The sequence below is a fragment of the Nonomuraea sp. NPDC047897 genome, assembly GCF_043204415.1.
Lineage (GTDB): Bacteria > Actinomycetota > Actinomycetes > Streptosporangiales > Streptosporangiaceae > Nonomuraea.
This window is the reverse complement of record NZ_JBIDCC010000020.1, coordinates 75,171-96,658: the sequence shown is the minus strand read 5'-3', so window position 1 is coordinate 96,658 and position 21,488 is coordinate 75,171. Positions and strand designations below refer to the sequence as shown.

General features: G+C 71.6%; 17 protein-coding genes. 5 read left to right on the top strand and 12 right to left on the bottom strand.

Features of this window, described 5'->3' with window-relative positions:
• Positions 1–187: 187 nt before the first annotated feature.
• Positions 188–670 (bottom strand): GNAT family N-acetyltransferase, encoded by a 483-nt coding sequence (locus ACGF0J_RS34175; protein ID WP_393152688.1) that lies wholly within the window; start codon positions 668–670, stop codon positions 188–190.
• The gene (locus ACGF0J_RS34170; protein WP_393152686.1) at positions 667–2,223 is read right to left on the bottom strand and encodes an XRE family transcriptional regulator; all 1,557 of its coding nucleotides are present in this window, start codon (positions 2,221–2,223) and stop codon (positions 667–669) included. Before ACGF0J_RS34170 ends, ACGF0J_RS34175 begins: the two co-directional genes overlap by 4 nt.
• A 273-nt stretch (positions 2,224–2,496) precedes the next feature.
• On the opposite strand from ACGF0J_RS34170, the gene ACGF0J_RS34165 reads away from it, so the two are divergent.
• The 4 genes from ACGF0J_RS34165 to ACGF0J_RS34150 all read left to right on the top strand — a co-directional run bounded on the left by ACGF0J_RS34165 (position 2,497) and on the right by ACGF0J_RS34150 (position 6,185).
• Positions 2,497–2,781: a hypothetical protein gene (locus ACGF0J_RS34165; RefSeq protein ID WP_393152684.1), complete on the top strand. Its 285-nt coding sequence runs from the start codon at positions 2,497–2,499 to the stop codon at positions 2,779–2,781.
• Between the two features lie 475 nt (positions 2,782–3,256).
• Positions 3,257–4,264, top strand: a complete 1,008-nt coding sequence (locus ACGF0J_RS34160) for a mechanosensitive ion channel family protein (protein ID WP_393152682.1) — start codon at positions 3,257–3,259, stop codon at positions 4,262–4,264.
• 9 nt (positions 4,265–4,273) lie between these two features.
• Positions 4,274–4,654 carry a globin gene (locus ACGF0J_RS34155; RefSeq protein WP_393152680.1) on the top strand — a complete coding sequence of 127 codons (381 nt, stop codon included), beginning with the start codon at positions 4,274–4,276 and terminating at the stop codon, positions 4,652–4,654.
• 16 nt (positions 4,655–4,670) lie between these two features.
• Positions 4,671–6,185 carry an alpha-amylase family glycosyl hydrolase gene (locus tag ACGF0J_RS34150; RefSeq protein WP_393152678.1) on the top strand — a complete coding sequence of 505 codons (1,515 nt, stop codon included), beginning with the start codon at positions 4,671–4,673 and terminating at the stop codon, positions 6,183–6,185.
• Between the two features lie 48 nt (positions 6,186–6,233).
• Here the strand turns inward: ACGF0J_RS34150 and ACGF0J_RS34145 are convergent, their stop codons facing one another.
• The 5 genes from ACGF0J_RS34145 to ACGF0J_RS34125 form a co-directional block, all read right to left on the bottom strand.
• Positions 6,234–7,403, bottom strand: a complete 1,170-nt coding sequence (locus ACGF0J_RS34145) for an MFS transporter (protein WP_393152676.1) — start codon at positions 7,401–7,403, stop codon at positions 6,234–6,236.
• A 10-nt stretch (positions 7,404–7,413) separates the two neighbouring features.
• On the bottom strand, positions 7,414–7,797 hold the full coding sequence (locus ACGF0J_RS34140) for an acyl-CoA thioesterase (protein WP_393152740.1): 384 nt from the start codon (positions 7,795–7,797) through the stop codon (positions 7,414–7,416).
• Between the two features lie 191 nt (positions 7,798–7,988).
• Entirely contained in the window at positions 7,989–9,653 is a 1,665-nt protein-coding gene (ettA, locus tag ACGF0J_RS34135; protein WP_393152674.1) for an energy-dependent translational throttle protein EttA, read from the bottom strand.
• Positions 9,654–10,135: 482 nt separating this feature from the next.
• Positions 10,136–11,377, bottom strand: a complete 1,242-nt coding sequence (locus ACGF0J_RS34130) for a GGDEF domain-containing protein (protein WP_393152672.1) — start codon at positions 11,375–11,377, stop codon at positions 10,136–10,138.
• A 797-nt stretch (positions 11,378–12,174) separates the two neighbouring features.
• Positions 12,175–12,951, bottom strand: coding sequence for an alpha/beta fold hydrolase (locus ACGF0J_RS34125; protein ID WP_393152670.1), 777 nt, complete (start codon positions 12,949–12,951; stop codon positions 12,175–12,177).
• Between the two features lie 57 nt (positions 12,952–13,008).
• Here ACGF0J_RS34125 and ACGF0J_RS34120 point away from each other — a divergent pair, with 57 nt between their 5' ends.
• Positions 13,009–13,482, top strand: coding sequence for a MarR family winged helix-turn-helix transcriptional regulator (locus tag ACGF0J_RS34120; RefSeq protein ID WP_393152668.1), 474 nt, complete (start codon positions 13,009–13,011; stop codon positions 13,480–13,482).
• 306 nt (positions 13,483–13,788) lie between these two features.
• Here the strand turns inward: ACGF0J_RS34120 and ACGF0J_RS34115 are convergent, their stop codons facing one another.
• The 5 genes from ACGF0J_RS34115 to cobT form a co-directional block, all read right to left on the bottom strand.
• Positions 13,789–14,643, bottom strand: a complete 855-nt coding sequence (locus ACGF0J_RS34115) for a DUF5995 family protein (RefSeq protein WP_393152666.1) — start codon at positions 14,641–14,643, stop codon at positions 13,789–13,791.
• A gap of 49 nt (positions 14,644–14,692) precedes the next feature.
• On the bottom strand, positions 14,693–16,315 hold the full coding sequence (locus ACGF0J_RS34110; protein ID WP_393152664.1) for a GTP-binding protein: 1,623 nt from the start codon (positions 16,313–16,315) through the stop codon (positions 14,693–14,695).
• A complete protein-coding gene (locus ACGF0J_RS34105; RefSeq protein ID WP_393152662.1) occupies positions 16,312–18,723 on the bottom strand; it encodes an AAA family ATPase in 2,412 nt (803 codons plus the stop codon). Before ACGF0J_RS34105 ends, ACGF0J_RS34110 begins: the two co-directional genes overlap by 4 nt.
• Positions 18,720–19,952: a uroporphyrinogen-III C-methyltransferase gene (gene cobA, locus ACGF0J_RS34100; protein ID WP_393152660.1), complete on the bottom strand. Its 1,233-nt coding sequence runs from the start codon at positions 19,950–19,952 to the stop codon at positions 18,720–18,722. Before cobA ends, ACGF0J_RS34105 begins: the two co-directional genes overlap by 4 nt.
• Before the next feature lie 358 nt (positions 19,953–20,310).
• On the bottom strand, positions 20,311–21,381 hold the full coding sequence (cobT, locus tag ACGF0J_RS34095) for a nicotinate-nucleotide--dimethylbenzimidazole phosphoribosyltransferase (RefSeq protein ID WP_393152658.1): 1,071 nt from the start codon (positions 21,379–21,381) through the stop codon (positions 20,311–20,313).
• Positions 21,382–21,488: the final 107 nt, after the last annotated feature.

Below are 21,488 nucleotides of genomic sequence, written 5' to 3'. Positions count from 1 at the left end.
CAGCAGCCGGTGAGGTTCCTCTACCACCGGGAGTGAAGAGCCTCACCCGGAGGCCCGAACATCCTTATCCGCAGGGGGTTTGGCGCGGAGCCGGGTCGTCGGCGAACCGGCCGGCGGGCGCCGGAGGACCATCTCAGCACGAACCCCGCCACTACGGAGCGTAACCGGTGGCGGGGTCGGCGGGACGTCAGGTGGTGGCGACGGGCACCAGCCGCTTCTCCATGTAGATCACGGTGAGGTCGCCGACCTGCTCCCGGCAGACCTCCCGCCACCGGTGCCGCTCGTACAGCGCCAGGGCGGCCTCCTGGCGCTGGGTGGTGTCGCCGCGCAGGCTGCGGAAACCGAGCTGCACCGCCCGCGCCTCCAGGGCGGCGAGCATCGTGGCGCCGTGGCCCCGGCGCTGGTGGTCGGGGTGGACACGCAACCGGCACACCTCGACCGTGTCGGAGTCGACGGGCTTGAGCCCGCCCATCGCGACGACACGGCCGTCGAGCTCGCCGACGAGGAAGTCACCGCCGCAGGCGAGATAGAGCTCCTGGATGCGCGGGAAGTCGTCGTCGTAGTAGACCCCGTCGCCGGGAAACAGGCCGACCCCGGCGAGGCAGATCTGGTGCAGGGCCAGGATCGTGTCGAGGTCGGACCAACGGTAACGCCGGATCTGGAGCTTCATGCACCGCCATTCCCTTCGCTCATGATCGGCTGCTTCAGCAGGGCCCGGTAGGCCGCCAGACCCGGATGGCCGGGCTCCCGCTTGGCGATCGCCTGCTCCAGGGCGACAGCGGGACGCAGGATGAAGTCGGTCAGGTATTCGGGGCCGAGCAGCCGCAGCGCCTCGGTCGCGACGTCGAGCGCCTCGGACAGCTCGCCCTCGATGAGCCGGCACTGGGCCAGGTCGAGCCGGATCAGCGTCTGGTCGAGGATGTGGTCCTGGTACTTGTCGAGCGCCTGGTCCAACACCACCTCGGCCTCGACCGTCTGGCCCAGCTTCGTCAGCACGTCACCCTGGTAGAAGTAGAGCTGCCGCTCGGTGTAGCCGAAGGCCATGTCCTCGCGTTCCTCGCCCTTGATGTGCGAGAAGGCGGTGCGGGCCCGGGCCAGCGCGCGCTTGGCCTGGTCGACGACTTCTTTCTTGTTCTCGGCGCTCGACAGCATGGCCAGCGCCCGGGCCTCGACGACCGGCGCCATCGCCTGGGCCGCGCACGGCGTGTGCCCGGCCAGGTCGCGGCTCTTCTTGGCGAGGTTGAGCGCCTCGCGGGCGTCGCCGTAGTAGAGCGGGACGAGCGACTCCCGGGCGATCACCCACGCGCGCAGGGCCCGGTCGCCGGTCTCGTCGGCCGCCACCCGGCCGGTGCGGAAGAACGAGCGGGCCAGGCGGTGGTCGCCCAGATTGATCAGGATCATGCCGCTCAGCCCGGCGAGCTGGGCGGCCATCCGGCACAGCCGGTCCTGCAGGTCGATGGGCTGGCGGTGCGACATGGCGCTGCGCACGGCGCTGAGCTCCAGCACGACGTCGCAGAGCAGGCGAAGGGGAGCCGTGGTCGTGTACTGCCGACCGAAGGCCACGGTCGCCTCCTCCCACTGGTCGAGGATCGCATAGGAGACGGTGGACGACACCAGTGTCTCGTCCATGCGCCGCCTGATCCCTTCGATGGCGCCGAGCACCGGCCCGTCGAGCTTCTTGGCGGAGTGGCCGTTGAGGAGGTGGAGCAGCGTGCGGCGGAGGATGTTCTCGTCCTCCTGGTCGTCCGGCCGGGGCTCCTCGCGGGGCGGCGGCTGGGGGGCCTGGCGGGCACGGCCGGCGGCCGTCGCGGCCGGCTCGCCCGGCTCGTCGCCCGGCGGACCCGGCATGCGGTGGCCGTGGCCACAGATGCACGGCCCGTCGTAGCCGAGCGCGACCGGCTCGACCCGGTAGACCGTGCACAGATAGTGGAGGTATTCGGGTCCGGGTCGCTTGAGCCCGCTCTCGTAGGCCGACAGCAGGGTCTCGCCGATGCCGGGCGGCGGTTTGGCGTCCCGGTCGAACAGGGCGCGCACCTGCTCGATGACGTCGGCCAGCGCGATGCCGTGCGACAGGCGATGGCTCTTGATCTTGGTGGTGCCGAACTGTGGCCCGCAGGCTTCGTGAATCTCTTCAGCGATCTGGGCAGCGGTTTGACCGACGGCGAGCCCCTTGGCTCGGATCCGCCGTGCCATCTCCGTTTCCCTGTGCTGTCTGCCGGACATCCCGGCCCCTCTCACACATGTCCCGTACGATCCGCGGATGATTACGGATCGTAGCCTCCAGGTCGCACTCCGCCTAGCAAACACTATGGACCACTGTGGACGGTAAGAAAACGTCGTCTTGAAGCTTACGGTTGAGGATCGTCCTCCAGCGGACTGTTTCTTAATACCCACGAGGGAGAAGCGACTCCCCGTGAGCGCGGAGGCCTCGTTGCGTAACCGGCCGACTTGAGTCATCTTTGGCCCACCAGCAACGATGCGAGGGAGGGACCGAAGGTGGGGGACGACAACTTCGAGCACCTGGAGCGTCTGGTGTCGGAGCTCGACGCTCGTGGGTTGCTCGCACGAGTGGTCCGCACCCAGACCGGGCGGCTGTTCGTCCGGGTGATCAACCCGGAGGCGACCAGCCTGACGGAGAACGTCACCTGCCGACCCACCACGGTCGCCGACCTGGCCGACTGGCATTACTGCTGGTCGTGGGGCGAGCCGATGCACGCCGCCGACGACCCGGCGGGCGCGGCGACCAAGGTCGCCCGAGTGCTCGCCGCCGTGGCGAAGTGACGCGGGCGGTGAACCGGGTGGAGCGCAGCCACCGCGGCTCACCGCGCCCACGGCGGCCTCACGGAGCCGGCGGGACGGCCGGTGCGGAGGGTCACCCTGCACGCAGGAGCCCTGGCCGTCCCGCCGGTTCCGCACCACCCAGCGGCGCGCTCCACAACGTCACGGAGCGTAGTCGATCGGCGCGCAGGGCCCCGGGCCCCGCGCGCGCCACAGAGCCGCCCTCCGGGTCACACCGGGGGGTGTCCGGGAGGAAGCTCCCGGGAAACGGCACGGGACCGGCTTCCGGGTGCCCGTCCCGGCCGAGCCGCACGTCACCGGAGCGTCAGGTCTCGCCCTTCCGCGGCCTCGGGCCCTGATGACCCCGTCTTCCCCGGCGTGATGTGACGGCGGCCGGTTCGGTCGGCGGTATCTTTTGGATCGAAACGGTCCAGGGACCCGCCGACCGAACCGCTTCCCACAAAGGGGGATCCGCTCCGTGTTCACGCTGGCCACACCAGCATCATCGCCCTCCCCGGCTCCCAGCTCGACCGAGTCGCTGCTGCCCAGCCTCGACAAGGTCGGCTCCGACATCGCCAACGCGTGTCAGGGCGACGGCTTCATCTGTGCCACGGTCGCGGGCCTCTTCGACGGGGCCGTGTGGGCCCCGATCGTCGCGAGCGCCATCACGATCGCGCTGATCCTGCTTCTCGGCGTCGTCATCCGCAACATCGCGCACCGGCTGATCACCCGGGTGGTCAACCGCGCCGCCGTCGGCGGCCCGATCGCCACCCGCTTCCGCCGCGGCTCGGTCACCGACGGCATCGACGCCCTGCTGCACGAGCGGCGCAAGCAACGCGCCGAGACCATGGGGTCGGTGCTCAAGCACATCGCCTCCATCGTCATCCTCGGCACCACGATCCTGACCGTGCTCGACCGGCTGACCATCCCCATCGCCCCCGTGCTGACCAGCGTCGGCATCCTCGGCGTCGCGATCGGCTTCGGCGCGCAGGAGCTGGTCAAGGACTTCATCGCCGGCATGTTCATGCTGCTGGAGGACCAGTACGGCGTGGGCGACGTGATCGACGCGGGCGCCGCCGTCGGCACGGTCGAGGCCGTGACCCTGCGGATCACCCGGCTGCGCGACGCCGACGGCCGGGTCTGGTACGTGCGCAACGGCACCATCACCCGCGTCGGCAACGAGTCGCAGGGCTGGTCGCGCGCCTACGTCGACGTCCCCGTCGGCTACGACACCGACGTCACCGCCGTGCGCGACCTGCTGGAGCGGGTGGCCAAGGAGATCTGGGACGACCCCGAGTTCCGCGAGACGTCGATCGTCGAGCGGCCCACGGTGTTCGGCGTCGAGCAGCTCTCCGACAGCAGCCTGGTCTTCCGGATCACCGCCAAGACGCTGCCCACCAAGCAGGCGGACGTCGCCCGCGAACTACGCCTGCGGGTCAAGACCGCCCTCGACGCCGCGGACATCGCCATGGTGCCCAGCGCATAGGCTTGGACAGTGACTGAAACGTCCTTTTACGAAGCCGTCGGGGGCGAGGAGACCTTCCGGCGCCTCGTGCGCCGCTTCTACGAGGGGGTCGCCCAGGACCCGCTGCTGCGCCCCCTCTACCCCGAGGAGGATCTCACGGGCGCGGAAGACCGGCTGCGGGGCTTCCTCGTCCAGTACTGGGGCGGCCCCAACACCTACAGCCAGGAACGCGGCCACCCCAGGCTGCGCATGCGGCACGTGCCGTTCGTCATCGGCGAGGCCGAGCGCGACGCCTGGCTCAGGCACATGCGCGACGGCGTCGACTCCCTCGGCCTGCCCGAGGACCAGGAGAAGCGGTTGTGGGACTATCTCGTCTACGCCGCCCACAGTCTGGTGAACTCGCCCTCCTAGCGGGCATGACCGCCCCATGGCTATCCCTTGGTGGCGTGACGCCGTCGTCTACGAGATCTATGTACGCAGCTTCGCCGACGCCTCCGGGGACGGCGTCGGCGACCTCGCCGGGATCCGGCAACGCCTGCCGTATCTGCGGCGGCTGGGCGTCGACGCCCTCTGGTTGACGCCCTTCTACCCCTCCCCCATGGCCGACGGCGGCTACGACGTGGCCGACTACCGCGGGGTGGACCCGCTGTTCGGCTCGCTCGGCGACTTCGAGGCGCTGGTCGCCGACGCCCACGAGCACGGGCTGAGAGTGGTCGTCGACATCGTGCCCAACCACAGCTCCGCCGAGCACCCGTGGTTCAAGGAGGCGCTGCGCGGCGAGCACCGTGATCGCTACGTCTTCCGTTCCTCGCCCGAACGGCCCAACAACTGGCAGTCCACGTTCGGCGGCCCCGCCTGGACCCAGGTGGCCGACGGGCAGTGGTACCTCCACCTGTTCGCCCCCGACCAGCCCGACTTCAACTGGCGCAACCCCGAGGTGCACGCCGAGTTCCTCGATGTGCTGCGGTTCTGGCTCGACCGGGGCGTCGACGGCTTCCGCATCGACGTCGCCATGGGCCTGTACAAGGCCGAGGGGCTCCCGGACGTCGAGGACCAGTCGTTCCAGTCGAAGTCGCCGGTGTGGGGCCAGCCGGAGGTGCACGAGGTGTACCGCCGATGGCGCGCGCTGCTCGACACCTATCCGGGCGAGCGGATGGCCGTCGGCGAGGTCTGGACCGACGACCCGGCGGACCTCGCGCGCTACGTCCGGCCGGACGAGCTGCACCAGAGCTTCAACTTCGCCTGGCTGCAGGCCCCGTGGTCCGCCACCGCCTTCCGCAAGGTCATCGACGACACGCTGGCCACCGTGCCGTACGCCACGTGGGTGCTGTCCAACCACGACGTCGTACGGCACCGCACCCGCTACGAGACGGCCGACCCCGGCACCGGGCTCGCGCGGGCGAAGGCCGCATTGCTCACGATGCTGGCACTCCCCGGTAGTGCATATCTCTACCAGGGGGAGGAACTAGGACTCCCCGAGGTGAAGGATCTTCCCCCGGAGGCGCGGCAGGACCCCGTCTTCTTCCAGACCGGCGGCGAGATGCCGGGACGCGACGGGTGCCGGGTGCCGCTGCCGTGGACGGCCGACGGGGCGTCGTACGGGTTCTCCCCCGACGAGGTGCTGCCGTGGCTGCCGCAGCCGGACTCGTTCGGGGCGCTGAGCGTGGCGGCGCAGGACGGGGATCCGCATTCGACGCTGGAGTTCTACCGCCGGTCGCTGGCCCTGCGGCGGGAACTGGTGGCGGAGACCCCGCACACCATCGAGTGGCTCGACTCCACCGCCGACACGCTGTTCTTCGCCCGCGGGCCGATGGTGTGCGTGCTCAACTGCGGCACGGAGCAGGTGCCGCTGCCGCCCCACGACCGGGTCCTGCTGGCGAGCGGCCACCTGCCGGAGGACCGTCTCCTGCCTCCGGACACGGCGGCCTGGCTGCACGCCTGACCGCGCGCCGTGCCCGGTCCGGGGCGGCCGACCGCGCCACGGCCGCCCTCAGGACCGGTGCGCGGCACGTTCACCCCGCACCGGGACGACCGGCAGCGACAGCAGCGCGAACAGCAGCCCGGCGGCGAACCCCGCCCAGTACCCCACCTCGGCGATCAACAGGCCCGCCAGGGGCGCCACGACCAGCGCGACGACGTTCTGCACCGTGTTGTGCGTGCCGAGCACCCGCCCCGCCCACCCCGGCCCGGCCAGTTCCCCCGCCGCCAGGTAGGCCAGCCCGTTGCCCGCCACGGTGATGACCGCCGCCGACGCCAGCATCACCGGGCCGAACCACGACCCGGTGACGGCACCGGCCACCAGCAGCGCGAGCACCACCACGGCGCAGCAGGTGAGGCGGCGCAGCGGCGCCATGCGCAGCCCGCTCCGGTCGGACCAGCGGCCCACCGCGACGCGCACCACCGCCCCGCCGACCGCGGCCACGCCGAACAACTGTCCCGCCCGCACGCCGTCCCACCCGTACACCTCGACCAGGCACATCACCCCGTACGTGCCGACCACGGCCTGCGGGACCTGCTGCAACGCGCTGGTGGCGTGCACTCGCCACAGCGCCGCCTGCCGGTACGGCGAGACGGGGGCAGCCACCGCACCGGCGCGGGCGACCCGGCGCGGCGGCCCCGCCAGGAACAAGCCCGCCAGCAGCGCGGCGAGCAGGCTCACCACGGCGCACACGACGAGCACGCCCCGCAGCCCGTACCCACGCGAGACCGGCGGCAGCACGAAAGCGGCCACGGCCATGCCGAGCGTGTAGGAGACCTGCCGCACACCCATGGCGACACCGCGTTCCGGCGGCTCGAACCAGCGCAGCACGATCCGCCCGCCACCCACCATCGCCGCTGAGCCGGCCGCCCCGGCGAGCGCCAGCAGCGCCATCACCGCCCAGAGCTCGCCGACCACGGCCGCCCCCGCGAGGAACACCGCCGCCAGCCCCACGCCCACGCCCAGCACGAGCCGTTCCCCGCGCCGGTCGGCCAGCACGCCCCACGGCACGAGGGCGAACAGGACCCCGACGGCGGGGGCGGTCACGATGAGCCCGGCCACGGGGAGCGACACCCCGAAGAACCGCTGGACGTCCGGCAGCACCAGCGGCAGCCCGAACAGGCCGAGCGTGACACCGGCGTGCGCGTGGACGCCCAGGCCCAGCATCACCCAGCGCTTCATGCGCGCGGGATCAGGCGGGGACGAGAAAACGCTTGAGGTAGGCGACCTCGTCCCCGGTCAGCCTGCGCGGGGCGCCGCGCTCCACGTCGTACGCCACGACGATCGAGGTGGCGGTCACGAACACCTCGTCGTCGTCCCGGATCTCGTACCGCAGCGTGAACCTGACGGGCCGCACCTCGGTCACCCAGGTCTCCACGCGCACCGGGTCGGCGCGGAAACTCAGCGGACGCCGGTAGTCGATCTCGTGCCGGGCGATGACGAAGCCCTTGAAAGGGGCGTCGCCGGCCTTGTACGGATCGATATGGAGCATGCCGAGGCGCGCGTCCTCCAGGTAGTCGAAGAAGCGGACGTTGTTGACGTGCCCGAGCGAGTCGATGTCCGCGAACCGCACCATGCGGGGGAAGACGTGCCGTTGGGCGAGGGAGTTCTGCACCACGGGCGCCACGCTACCCGCCGCCCCGCCCTGCCCCACCGGCAGGCCCCCGCCTCGCCGTCCCCGGGCCCCGCCACCGCCGTGCGGGCGGACGAACACGTCCTCGCCATCGCACGGCGGTCACGAGCCCGGGCAGGGCCGGGGCAGAACCGTCAGCTGCGGTGCAGCTTGCGGTAGGTGACCCGGTGCGGACGGGCCGCGTCGGCGCCCAGGCGCTCGATCTTGTTCTTCTCGTAGTCGGCGAAGTTGCCCTCGAACCAGAACCAGTTGGAGCCCTCTTCCCACGCCAGGATGTGGGTGGCGATGCGGTCGAGGAACCACCGGTCGTGCGAGGTGATGACCGCGCAGCCCGGGAAGTCGAGCAGGGCGTTCTCCAGCGACGACAGGGTCTCGGTGTCGAGGTCGTTGGTGGGCTCGTCGAGCAGCAGCACGTTGCCGCCCTGCTTGAGGGTGAGCGCCAGGTTGAGCCGGTTACGCTCGCCGCCCGACAGGACCCCGGCCTTCTTCTGCTGGTCGGGCCCCTTGAAGCCGAACGCCGCGATGTAGGCGCGGGACGGCATCTCGACGTTGCCGACCTTGATGTGGTCGAGCCCGTCGGAGACGACCTCCCAGACGTTCTTGTTGGGGTCGATGCCGCCACGCGACTGGTCGGCGTAGGAGATCTTGACGGTGTCGCCCACGACGATGGAGCCGTTGTCGGGCGTCTCACTGCCGGTGATCATGCGGAACAGCGTGGTCTTGCCGACGCCGTTGGGGCCGATGACGCCGACGATGCCGTTGCGCGGCAGGTCGAACGTCAGCTTCTCCATGAGCAGCCGGTCGTCGAAGCCCTTGGTGAGGTCTTCGGCCTTGATCACCGTGGTGCCCAGGCGCGGGCCCGGCGGGATCTGGATCTCCTCGAAGTCGAGCTTGCGATACTTGTCGGCCTCGGCGGCCATCTCCTCGTAGCGCTGGAGCCGGGCCTTGCTCTTGGTCTGGCGGGCCTTCGGGTTGGAGCGGACCCACTCCAGCTCGTCCTCCAGGCGCTTCTTGCGCTTGACGTCCTTCTGGCCCTCGACCTTGAGCCGCTGGGCCTTGGCCTCAAGGTAGGTGGAGTAGTTGCCCTCATAGGGGTAGGCGCGGCCACGGTCCAGCTCAAGGATCCAGGTGGCCACGTTGTCCAGGAAGTAGCGGTCGTGGGTGACCGCCAGCACGGTGCCGGCGTACTTCTCCAGGTGCTGCTCCAGCCACTGCACGCTCTCGGCGTCGAGGTGGTTGGTGGGCTCGTCGAGCAGCAGCAGGTCGGGCGCCTCGAGCAGCAGCTTGCACAGCGCGACCCGGCGGCGCTCACCGCCGGACAGCTTGGTCACGTCAGCGTCGGGCGGCGGGCAGCGCAGCGCGTCCATCGCCTGCTCCAGCTGGCTGTCGAGATCCCACGCGTTGCGGTGCTCAAGCTGGTCCTGCAGCTTGCCCATCTCCGCCAGCAGCTCGTCACTGTAGTCGGTGGCCATCTGCTCGGCGATCGCGTTGTAGCGGTCGAGCATCGCCATCGTCTCGGCGACGCCCTCCTGCACGTTGCCGAGGACGGTCTTCTCCTCGTTGAGCGGGGGCTCCTGCTGGAGCATGCCGACGCTGAAGCCCGGCATGAGCTTCGCCTCACCGTTGGACGGCTGCTCCAGGCCGGCCATCATCCGGAGCAGCGTCGACTTGCCGGTGCCGTTGGGCCCCAGGACGCCGATCTTGACGCCTGGCAGGAACGACAACGTGACGTCGTCAAGGACAACCTTGTCGCCATGCGCCTTGCGCACGCGCTGCAGCGTGTAGATGTACTCCGGCATGCCATCTAGCTTAGGGGCTCCCCAGCGGGCTTCCGCCGCCCCGTCCCACGCGCCCGCGCATGGCCGTGACCCGATACGGACTTGTGGCGATCGGGTACGCCGCCCTCCACCGGCCGGACGCCGCCGGCGCGGCGGCCCACACGCCCCTCGGGTGGGCCCGCCCCTCCGTACCGGAAGGCGCCGCCCCCGAAACCGAGTGCACGGCGCAGTCGAGCCGCAGACGGGGCGGGAGCCAGGGTGGCGGCCGAGTCGCGGCGGGGTGGGAGCGAAAGACTGCGGGTGACGACCAAATCGCGGCGGAGTAGGAGCGAAAGGCTGGGGGGTGGCGACCGAGTCGCGGCGGAGTAGGAGCGAAAGGCTGGGGGTGACCACCGCGGACCGGCGTGTACGGGCCGGCCACGGCGCGGAACGAGCAGGGACGGCGCGGAACGAGCAGGGACGGCGCGGAACGAGCAGGGACGGCGCGGAACGAGCAGGGACGGTCAGGCGGCGGGGGGCGATTCGGGGATCTGCGGGGGCGGAGGTTGTACGGCGGGGATGCAGATGCGGTCGCGGCCGAGTTCCTTGGCCCGGTAGAGGGCGAGGTCGGCGGCGGCCAGCAGCTCGATGAGGTCGTCGCCGTGAACGCTCATGATGGCGACGCCGGCCGAGATGGTGACCGTGACGAGGGCGTCGTCGGCGGTGACGGCCGTGCGGGCGATGCGGTTGCGCAGCCGTTCGGCGACCTGACGCGCTTCGTGCAGGTCGGCGCCCGGCAGCAGGACCACGAACTCCTCTCCCCCGAACCGGCCCACGACGTCGTAGTCACGCAACTGGCTGCGCAGCGTCGTGGCGACCCCGGCCAGCACCTGGTCGCCGACGAGATGACCGTGGCGGTCGTTGACCCGTTTGAAGTGGTCGATGTCGATGATGAGCAGCGCGAGCGTCTCACCGGTGCGACGAGCGCGGACGATCTCGGTGTCGGCCTCCCGCTGCCACGCCGCCGCGTTGAGCAGGCCCGTCTTGGGATCGGTGCGGGCGGCCGCCTGCAGCTGCGCGTGCAGGAGACTGCGCTGGAGCAGGACGACCGGCGGCAGGGCGATGATGAGCAGGGTGAGGCTCAGGCTCGTGGCGACGGCCACGATGACGCCGAGGCACAGCTCGACGACGTCGAGCAGGACGCTCTCCCTGTCCCACAGGACGTCGCGCCACGGGACCTCGGGGTCGGCGGTGTGCGCGGCGATGGCGATGAGCGCCGTGTTGACCACCGCGAACACCAGCGCCGCCGCCACCGCCAGCGCGATCGTGCCGCATTCGCCCCGCGACAGCTCCGCCGGGCCGGAGACGAACCAGTGGAACACCACCGACGCCGCACACCCCGCCAGCCCGATGGCAGCGGCGGTGACGACCCGGCGGTGGAGCACGGTGGCGCGCACCCGCCACTGCGCCAGGACCTGGAGCACGATCGGCGCGAACAACGCGTAGACCGGCGGCAACAGCAGCGCCACCGGCAGCCACCAGGCCGACAGGAGGTCGCGGGAGACCCCCGCGGGAACCCCCAGCCGCCTGGTCGCCTCGATGCATGCCACGCCACAGCCCATGAGTGCGGCGAACGTCAGCACGTCCGCCCAGCGGAACGGGGTGGTCATCGCGAACGCCACGATCGCGATGAGATCGACGACTACGAGCCCCACGAGGTAGGCCACCAAGGAGCGGCGCTGGCCCAGGAGCGGCCACCTGCTCACCAGTGTTGACGTACCGTCGCGAGGCGTGATCGGAGGGTGACCAGAGGCCGCCATCACGTCTCCTCCCTGACTGACGATATGTAACACAATAATTGCGGAGTGTGCGCCGCGCGACGGGAACCGCTACGTTGAGCAACGAGACCACTCGCGTCCGTGGTCGACGAGAAGAGGCCGCTCACTCCGCGAGCAGGCCGTGCCGGAAAGGAGCAGCCATGGTGCGGGGCGTGATCTGGACCTGACAGAGATCTAGCCGTCTGACACCGGAAGCATCATCGGCCGACCCGGTTCCCTTCGGCCTGCCCGGCACGTGATCGTGACCGGCCGATGCCCCCTCCTGCTCGCCGCCTTCCGGCACCGCACCACTCCGACGCCGTCCCACGTGGTGGCATCACCCGCGCCCCGTGCAGGCACCCGAACGGGCACGCCTCCACGCACGCGGCACATCGATCCGGCAGTGCGACCTCAGACCCGCCCCGAGGCCTCTCCGGCCGTGCCCACAGGACCGGTCCACTCGGAAGATCACCAACCCGGCGGCACGGCCGCACGTCACCACACCAAGACCCGAGCAGCCACGCACAGGACCAGCCCATCCGGAAGATCACCAACCCGGCGGCACGACCGCACGTCACCACACCAAAGCCCCAGCGGCCGAGAGAGTACGACCCGCCCCTCCGGGTCCACACCGAAACGGCGGTCCAGCGGCCGTCGCGTCGGGGTCTCCGCGCTGAACGCCCACCCGGCCGGCGGCAGGGTCGGTCACGGTCGCCGGCCGCGGCAGGTCACTGTCGGCGGGGTGGTCACAGGGCACGCAGGAAGTCCGTGAGGATCTCGTTGTAGGCGTCCGGACGCTCCATGTTCGGGTAGTGGGCCGCACGGTCGATGGTGATCGTGCGGCCGTTGGCCACGGTCGAGGCGACGCGTTCCGCCATGTCGATGTGGTCGGGCGAGTCGAGGGCGCCGTTGACGGCCAGCACCGGGACATCGATCTTGGCGAGCCGCCCCCAGGCGTCGGCTACGGGGACGAGCAGGTTGGGTTCGTCGGCGGTGTGCTTGGCCATGGTCTCCCTGGCCATCCGGCGCAGGCGACTCACGACCTCGGGATCGCAGTCGTCGAGGGTGCGGTGCGGGCCGGCCACGAACGCCATGAACCCCTCGACCGACGCCTCCAGGTCGCCGGACGCCATGGCCGAGTGCCAGGTGGTCATGTGCTCGACGGTCCAGGGATCGGTGAAGTACGGCTCGCCGGTGCCGGCGCCGGTGATGACTACGGCGCCGACCAGTTCGGGGTGCTCAAGCGCGGTCTCGACCGCGACGCTCGCGCCCATGGAGACGCCGACGAGGACGGCCGGACCGGTGCGCAGATGGCGCAGCAACGCGGCGAGGTCGTCGGTGAGCCGGTACGGCTCGGTGGAGTTGGCGGATCGGCCGTGGCCGCGGGCGTCGGGCGCGATGACGCGGTGCCGCTCGGCGAGCTCCGGAATCTGCGCCTGCCACATGCCGTGGTCCACGAAGCCGCCGTGCAGCAGGACGATGGGCCGGCCAGTGCCGGTGTCGAGCCAGAACACATCATTCATGACAACCAGGGTGTCATCTTGGCCGCGATATGACAACTCAGGTGTCATCATGGAGAGGTGAGTGGACCAACCCGGAGTCAGAGATCCGCAGAACCGTCCGACCGGCTCATCGAGGTGTTCGACCTGGTGGGGCCGCTGTACCGGCGCGCCCACCGCAAGGTGGAGCAGGACGCGCCCATCGAGGGTCTGTCGGTCGGAGTGCGGGCCGTGCTCACCATGCTGCGCGAGCACGGGCCCATGACCGTCCCGCAGATGGGCAGGGCGCAGGCGTTGAGCCGCCAGTTCGTGCAGCGCATGATCAACGACGCGGCGGCACGACATCTGGTCGAGTCTGTTCCCAACCCGGCGCACAAACGGTCCTCACTCATCCGGCTCACCGAGGAGGGCAGGGCCGCCATCACCGCCGTGCTCGACCGCGAGCGCGCGGTACTGCGCCAGGCCGGCGGCGGCCTGACCGAAGCCGACATCACCGCGTGCGTCCGGGTGCTCTCTCACCTCCTGCGCTTCCTCGACAACGTGGACGTGGATTGAGCCACGGGAGACGCGACCCGCGTCACCCACCTGGCCGGCGACCTGGACACCCCGGCAAGAGGCTCGATGCCCGGCGCCGTCTCCTGCGCCTCGCCGTCTCGGCCACGGCACCGTGCTGCGCGGTCACGATGCATCCTGGGGATGATCGGCTCAGGGGTCGGCCCCCGCCCGATGGGCGCGGCGTGGCCGCCGGGCCGAACGCGCTTGCCGAGGAGTCCAGTTCCGGTTCGCCTGTCAGCGGCCTTGCGCGGTCAGCCGCCTTGGGACGCGGTCAGCCGCCGTGCGGTCAGCCGCCTTGGGACGCGGTCAGGCGGCTGCGCGTTCGTCCGTCGGCCATTCGGCGTCCTCCGACTCACTCTCGTTGTCGTCTGCTCCGAGAATGCGCACGGCAGCGCTGCCGACGGAGGCGCCCTTCCGCGCCCTGACGGTGCCCTGCCGGGTGCCGGCCGGCGGCTTGGGAGCGGGAGTCGTGGTCGCCCCAGGCGGTGCGGTCACGGCTGGGGCCGGCGTCGCGTCCCGGGCGATGGCGGTGTCCGGCCGGCCGGCCGGCTCGCTGGTCGGGGTCGAGGCGGGGAGCTCCAGGTGCTCGGAAGCGGGCTGGGGCGCGCCGGGCGGTTTGGCGCCCATGGCCCAGTCCTCGGTGTCGGCGTCGAGCCGGTCGCGCATCTCCCGGCTGACCGTCGCCCCCGTGCCGCCCCGGTCGGGCTTGGCGAAGACACCCGTGCCCCAGCGCAGGTCATGACCGACCGCGCTGGCCTCCACCTCGGGCATGAAGCGCCGGTCGCCCTCCGGGCCGAACTCGCGGATGCGCAGCTTGCCCGACACCACCACGGGATGGCCCACCCTGATCGACTGCGCCACGTTGTCGCCGAGGGCCCGCCAGCAGCGCACCGCGAAGCACACCTTCTCGCCGTCGGTCCACTGCCCGGTCTTCCGGTCGAAGTAGCGGTGAGCGGTCAGCACCCGCAGTGACGTCACCCTCGCGCCGTCCTCGAACGTGTATTGACGGGGCTCTGCTGCGACGTTGCCGGTGAGCGTGATGTAGATGTCGTTCATCCGTTGCCTCCCATGCGGCGGGCGGGGCGCCCGCGACCTGGGACCACGGTGCCGCAGACGCCGCGAGCGCGTACGGGGCGAACGGCGTTCTGTGGACAGGGGCACGAGAGGGAGGCCGGTTGTGGACAGAGCCGGTCCCGGCCGGGGTCCCGCGTCAGCTCGCCAGGGCTCTCATGGCCGTGTAGAAGGCATGGTGGCGGCCCAGCTCGCGTTCGACCGGCTCCACCACCGACGTCTCCGCGATGGCGGACACCCGGCGACGCATCTCGCGTTCGAGGCGTTCGCGTTCCTTCGAGGCGCCCAGTTCGACGAAGTTGCGTGCGGCGATCCCCGACAACGCGCCCAGGCCGAGCACGGCGGCCATCATCAGGCCCACCCACGGCAGCGCCGCCGTGTCACCGAGCAGCCGGACGCCGAGCGGCGCCTGCCCGGCGAACAGCAGCCCCGTCACCAGCCACGCCACGCCCAGCACGAGCCCAGCCACCAGCGCGTACTGCCACACCTTGAGCAGCCGCCACCACCCCGGCACCCGGTCGAGCCGGGGGGCGACCTCGGAGAGGTCGTCGGTGAGCGCCTTCGGCAGCTTGGCCGCCTGCGACCGGGCGGCGTGGTTGAGGGAGGACCGCCAGACCGGATGCATGTCGGACGACAGGCCGTCGGCGAGCGCCTGCACCGCGTTGACCACCTCGGCGGACTGGGCGCTCACGGCGCCCGAGGCGATGCCGCGGATCCCGTCGGCGACGTCCTGCAGGCGCAGAGCCTTCAGCGGGTTCGGCCGCAGCCTGGCGATCCACCGCGGGTACGGCCAGCCGACCCAGCTCATCGACCGTTCGGCGTACACGTTCTCCATCGCCTCGCCCACGGCGGGGACGCCCACCGCGTCGCACAGCGCGTCGGTGAGCCCCAGCCTGCGGGCGTCGTCGACCGTCGAGGGGGCCGACAGCGCCTCACCCACGGGCATCGTCTCGGCGATGCGCTGCTCCAGCCGGTGCAGGTCGGCTTCCAGCTTCTGGATGGCGGCCCTGCGCCGGGAGACCGCAGCCGCGATCACGCTCTTCAGGCTGTCGACGCCCCGCCCGGTGGCCGCCGAGGTCGGCACCACGCTGGGGTGTTCGACGCCTTCGCGCCGGAGCAGGTCGTTGAGGTCGATGACCAGTTCGGCCAGTTCCTCGGCGCTCAGCCGGTCGGCCTGGTTGAGGGCGAACACCGTCACCGCGTCGTGCCCCGCCAGCTCCGTGACGTAGCGACGGTGAGTGGAGGCATCGGCGTACTTCTGCGGATCCAGCACCCACACGACCAGGTCGGCCACCCCGATGAGCCGGTCGGCCTCGTTGTCGGTGAGCGCCCGGATCGAGTCGTGGTCGGGCAGGTCGAGCAGGATCAGCCCGTTCAGCTGGGTCTCGCCCTTGTCGAGGGCGCTGGACCGGGAGAACCGGTGCCGCCACTGGATCTGCAGCCAGTCGAGCAGCGGCGTCGCGCCCTCCAGCCCCCACACGCAGGCATGGGTGCGGGCCGTGGTGGGCCTGCGCACGCCCGTGGGTGACAGCTCCAGCCCGGACAGGGCGTTGAACAGCGACGACTTGCCGCTGCCCGTGCCACCTGCCAGGGCGACCACGGTGTGTTCGGACGACAGCTTGAGCCGCTCACCGGCGCGGGTGAGGAGCGTGCTCGCCTCGGCGAGCAGCTTGGGTTCGAGCCGTCCCGGCCCCAACTCCACGATCTTGGTGAGGGCGGTGAGCCGTGTCGCGAGGCTCGGCCTCGCCGCGACGGTGGTCATCGAGCCACCTCAAGGTTGTACGTGGCCTGGTACAGGCGCGTGGCGATGGACTCGTCGGGAACGCCCGCAGAGTCGAGCACGTGCGCGTAACGCATGGATTCCTCGTCGAACAGCATGCCGATCCTGGCTCTCAGGTCGCTGAGCGCCTTGGCGCCGATGCCCCGCAGCGACTCCGCGCCGAGCAACGCGGTGACGAGCCGGTGCTGGAGCCCCTCGACGGGGCCGCTGAACATCGCCACCATGAAGATCAAGGAAAGCGAGTCGGCGTCGAACGACAGCAACTTCGACACCGACCTCTTCGCCACGCCGTCGCTGCGCACCATCTCGGTGACGTGCTCCTGCCAGGCGGCGATGGCCCGGCTCGCGTGGCGTACGAGGTCGTCGGACGGGCGGTCGAGACCCTCCGCGAGCTTGGCGCCGAGCGGCGAGCGGTGCCGCCAGCGGGCGGCCACCTCCTCGGCGGCGCGATTGGCTCCCGCGACGATCACCGACTCGAGACCGGCCCGCAGCGCCGTCCGGAACGCCCTGATCCGCTCGGGCGCCTGACCGGCCGACCTGCCGCGTTTGCGCAGGTGGAGGGTGCGGAGGAGGTCACCAGACCCGGCGAAGTCCTGCCAGCGGGCCAGCACCTCACCGTGGATGAGCGTGCCGCCGCGGAACGCCTTGTCGATCTCGGAGAGCGCGTTGCGGTAGGCGGCCTCCACGTCGGCGCGCAACTCCCCGCGGAAGGTGACCTGGACCTCCATGTGCTTGGCCAGCGCGGGCACGCGCGTGCGGAAGCTGTTGAGCACACCGTTCAGCGTCTCGCGTACGGCCTGCTCACGGCGTTCCTCGTCCACCGACAGCTCGGCGAGCCACAGTCGCAGGTCGGTGACCTCCTTGTCGGGCAGACGGCCGTCGACGACCTTGGCCTCGTTGATGACGAACCGGTCGATCTCCCCCAGACCGTACTCGGTCAGCATCCGGACGAAATGCTTGAGCACCACGTCGCGCGCCCTCGGCTGCACCCGGGACAGCACGATGGCGAGGCGGGCGCCGCGCTCCTTGGCCAGCCTGAGCAGGTTCCAGGCGGGAGCGTCGGCGTAGCGGGCCGCCGTGGTGACGAACACCCACAGGTCGGCCGCGTCCAGCATGCGCTGGGCGATCTCGTGGTGCTCCTCGACGACCGAGTCGATGTCAGGAGTGTCGAGCAGCGCGACGCCCTGAGGGAGCTTCTCGGTCGGGACGACGATGAGGCTGTCGAGCCCGGCGTCCGGCTGCGGCGTGTCGATGCGGCGGAGCCCGGGCAGCAGGTCCCCCTCGGCGAACCACGCGCGGTCCTCGGGGTGACAGGTCAGAACCGGGACACCCGTGGTGGGCCGCCGCACCCCGGTGCGCGAGACGTTCTTCTCGGCCAGCGAGTTGACCAGCGTGGACTTGCCCGCGCCGGTCGAGCCGGCGACGACGATGAGCGCGGGCGCGGTGCTGGTGCGCACTCTCGGCAGCACGTAGTCCCGCAGCTGGGCCAGCAGGTCGGCCTGTGCCTGCCGCGCCTCCTCGGCGCCCGGCAGGTCGAGGCCGAACCTCACGTCCGACACACTGTCATGGAGGGTGTCGAGGGCGGCTGTGAGCGCGGCGACGGTCTCGGGGGGCAGTCCTTCGCCTCCCCGTCGCCGCTGCGGCTCGGCAGGCGCGTCCGGCTGGGAGGATGGTCCGGCGCGGTCCCCGGACACGTCGGCCTGATCCTCCGGCTCGGCCTGCTCCTCCGGCTCGGCCTGCTCCTCCGGCTCGTCCTGGTCGGCAGGGTCGGTCTGGTCGATCCGGTCAACCTGGTCGGCAGGGTCAACCTGGTCGGTCGGGTCGGCCTGGCCTTTCGCGGGATCAGGAGCCGCAGACGGGTCGTCCGCCGCAAGGACGTCGCCCGGCGTGCCGGCATCGTCCCGGGCGGGCTCGTCGGCGGGACGGTCGTCCTCCGGCGGAAGCTCTTCCGAGGCAGCCGTTTCCGGTGCGGGGTCGTCGCCGGGCGCAGGTTCGTCGGGGCCGGCGTCGTCACCCGACCGGCCAGAGTCGGCGTCGCCCAGGATGGGCTCGTCCGGGTCCAAGGCGTCCTGCCGGGTTACGGGCTCGTCCAGGTCGGACACATCGTCCTGGGCGGTGTCCTCTCGGGCGGGCTCTTCTTGCCGCGAAGGCTCGTCGTTCGGTGTGGGGTCGTCCTGCCGCGGAGGCTCGGGTTTCCGGGCCGGTACGGGCTCGGCGGCGGGTTCGGGCTGCCGTGCGGCCTCGCCCGCGCGGGAGGGCGCGATCTTCGGCGCGAAGGCGTCGAATGCGGGGCGAGAGGGCTCGGCGGGGGCGTCTTCGCTGATCGCGCGAAAGTTGAGGGTCTGCTCCCCCGCCGACTCCGGACGTTCGTCGTCCATGGCCGTGTTCACGGCAAGCGCTCCGCTCGAACCATCTCGACCTCCTGGCCCACCCTGACGACGTCGCCGACGATGATGATCGCCGGCGGCCGTATCCCAGCCGCGGACACGCGGTCGGCGACGGTGGAAAGCGGAGCGACGACCGCCCGCTGCGTCGGAAGGGTACCGTCCTGGACGACCATTACGGGAGTCTCCGGCGAACGTCCGTCTCTCAGCAACGCTTCGGTGACCTTGGACAGCCGCTCGACGCCCATGAGGAGCACCAGGGTGCCCTCGGAACGGGCCATGGCCGGCCAGTCGACAGTTGACTGCGGATCGTCGGGCGCCACGTGGACCGACACCACGTGGAACTCCTGGCTCACGCCCCGGTGCGTGACGGGGACGCCCGCCGCTGCCGGCACCGCCACGGCGCTGGTGATGCCGGGCACGACCAGGACGGGGATGCCGGCCCGGGCGCATGCGATCATCTCTTCACCGCCACGGCCGAACACGAACGGGTCGCCGCCCTTGAGCCGGACCACGAACTTGCCCTGCCTGGCCCGGTCGATGAGCACGTCGTTGATGGCCTCCTGGGCCAGCGACCTGCCGTACGGGACCTTGGCGGCATCGATGAGCTCGACGTCCGGGGCGAGCTCGTCGAGGAGGGCACGCGGCGCGAGCCGGTCGGCGACGACCACGTCGGCCTGCGCGAGGAGCTGCCGGCCGCGGACGGTGATCAGGCCCGGGTCGCCGGGGCCGCCGCCGACGAGGGCCACGCCGACCGGCTTCGTGCGGCTGCGCCGGGCGTCGACGGTGCCGTCGCGCAGCGCGCCCACCACGGCGTCCCTGATGCCGGCCGCCCGACGCGGGTCGCCTCCGGCGGTGACCGCGACCGTGATCTCGTCCACCTTGCCGGAGGCGGGGGTCCACGCGGCGGAGGAGTCCTTGTCGTCGGCGCGTACGCACCAGATGTGCTTGGCCTCGGCCTCGGCGGCGACGGCGGTGTTGACGGAACGCTCGTCGGTGCAGGCCTGGACGAGCCAGGCGCCGTCGCAGTCACCCACCTCGTACGGCCTGGAGTGCCAGGTGACCCGGCCGGCGGCGATCAGATCGTCGAGGGCGGGGGTGACGCTCGGCGACACCAGGGTGACCACCGCACCCGCCTCGAGCAGAGCGGGCACCCGCCGTTGAGCGACGCGGCCGCCTCCCACGACGAGAACCCGGCGACCGGAAAGCCGCAGGCCAAGGAGGTAGGGGCCCATGGTGGGAATCTCCCGTTCGCGAAGGTTGGGTCTTGTCAGGAGGTAAACCTATCGGGTCTTCATGGGGCGCTCGCTTCGCGCAGGCCGACACCCGGCGGCAAGGGCTGGAGGGATCCCGGCGGGCCCGCCTCCGTCGTCCTTCGGGCGTCTGGCCAGCACTGACAGCCCTCCAAGGGTAACCGGCCCACCGGGTCGAGCCGCGCCCCCGGCCCCGCCCGGCACCGGGAAGCCGGGCGCTGTGGCGGAGCGGAGTACTCGGACGGAGCCGGGCCCCGCGACGCGACCGGAGTGCGCGCGTCGGCGGCGACGGCCTGACGGCCGCCCCGGGGCCATGGCCGCCGGGGCGGCGGTTCGCCGGTCAGTCCTGCTTCTCCGAGACGCCCGCCGAGTCGAACGTGGCGACGTCGTGCATCACCCGTACGGCGGCGCAGACGAGAGGGTGGGCGAGGAGACCGCCGGTGCCCTCGCCGAGCCGGAGCTCCAGTTCGACGAGTGGCCGCAGGCCCAGGGCGGCGAGCGCGACGGCGTGCCCCGGCTCGGCGGAGCGGTGCCCGGCGATGCAGTGGTCCACGGCGGCTGGGTCGAGGGCGGTGGCGACGAGGGCCGCGGCGCCGGCGATGACGCCGTCGAGGATGACCGGCACCCGGCAGGCCGCGCCGCCCAGGATGAGGCCGGCGATGGCCGCGTGCTCGAAGCCGCCGACGGCGGCCAGGACCCGCAGCGCGTCACTGGGCCGGGAGCCGACGGTGGCCGCGTCGTTGACCTCGATCGCCCGGCGGACGACGGCGACCTTGCGCGCGTGGGTCTCGTCGTCGATCCCGGTGCCGCGGCCGGTCACCTCGGCCGGGTCGTGGCCGGTGAAGGCGGCCACGAGGGCGGCCGAGGCGGTGGTGTTGGCGATGCCCATGTCACCGGTGATCAGGCACCGGGCGCCGCCCTTCACCAGGTCGCGGGCCACCGAGATGCCGGCCTCCAGCGCCTGGACGGCCTGGTCGACGCTCATGGCGGGTCCCACCGACAGGTCGGCCGTGCCGTACGCGATCTTGTGCTTGAGCAGGGAGGGGGCGTCGGGCAGGTCGGCGGCGACGCCGACGTCCACGACGGTCACCGACGTGCCGGACTGGGCCGCGAAGGCGTTGGCCACGGCCCCGCCCGCCAGGAAGTTGGCGACCATCTGGACCGTGACCTCCTGGGGCCACGGGCTGACGCCCTGGGTGTGCACGCCGTGGTCGGCCGCGAAGATGGCCAGCGCGGCCGGGGCCGGCATGGGCGGAGGGCTGACGCCCGCGGCGCCCGCGAGGCGTACGGCGACGTCCTCCAGGGCGCCGAGCGAGCCGCGCGGCTTGGTGAGGCGGTCCTGGTGCGCTCGGGCGTCCGCGAGGGCGCGCGGGTCGGCGGGGCGGATCTCGGCGAGAGTCTCGGCGAGCATGGCATACCTCCACAGACGTATCACGGACGAAAAGCACGGACCGATGGACACGGACCGATGGCCCGAACTCGGACCGGCGGCGCGAGCCCGAGCACGGACCGCCGGCA

Coding starts and splice junctions, on each gene's coding strand:
- ACGF0J_RS34125 (WP_393152670.1), bottom strand. CDS start 12,951: ATGAATGATGTGTTCTGGCTCGACACCGGCACTGGCCGGCCCATCGTC.
- ACGF0J_RS34110 (WP_393152664.1), bottom strand. CDS start 16,315: ATGACCACCGTCGCGGCGAGGCCGAGCCTCGCGACACGGCTCACCGCC.
- ACGF0J_RS34145 (WP_393152676.1), bottom strand. CDS start 7,403: ATGAAGCGCTGGGTGATGCTGGGCCTGGGCGTCCACGCGCACGCCGGT.
- ACGF0J_RS34150 (WP_393152678.1), top strand. CDS start 4,671: ATGGCTATCCCTTGGTGGCGTGACGCCGTCGTCTACGAGATCTATGTA.
- ACGF0J_RS34175 (WP_393152688.1), bottom strand. CDS start 670: ATGAAGCTCCAGATCCGGCGTTACCGTTGGTCCGACCTCGACACGATC.
- cobT (WP_393152658.1), bottom strand. CDS start 21,381: ATGCTCGCCGAGACTCTCGCCGAGATCCGCCCCGCCGACCCGCGCGCC.
- ACGF0J_RS34170 (WP_393152686.1), bottom strand. CDS start 2,223: ATGTCCGGCAGACAGCACAGGGAAACGGAGATGGCACGGCGGATCCGA.
- cobA (WP_393152660.1), bottom strand. CDS start 19,952: ATGGGCCCCTACCTCCTTGGCCTGCGGCTTTCCGGTCGCCGGGTTCTC.
- ettA (WP_393152674.1), bottom strand. CDS start 9,653: ATGCCGGAGTACATCTACACGCTGCAGCGCGTGCGCAAGGCGCATGGC.
- ACGF0J_RS34140 (WP_393152740.1), bottom strand. CDS start 7,797: ATGGTGCGGTTCGCGGACATCGACTCGCTCGGGCACGTCAACAACGTC.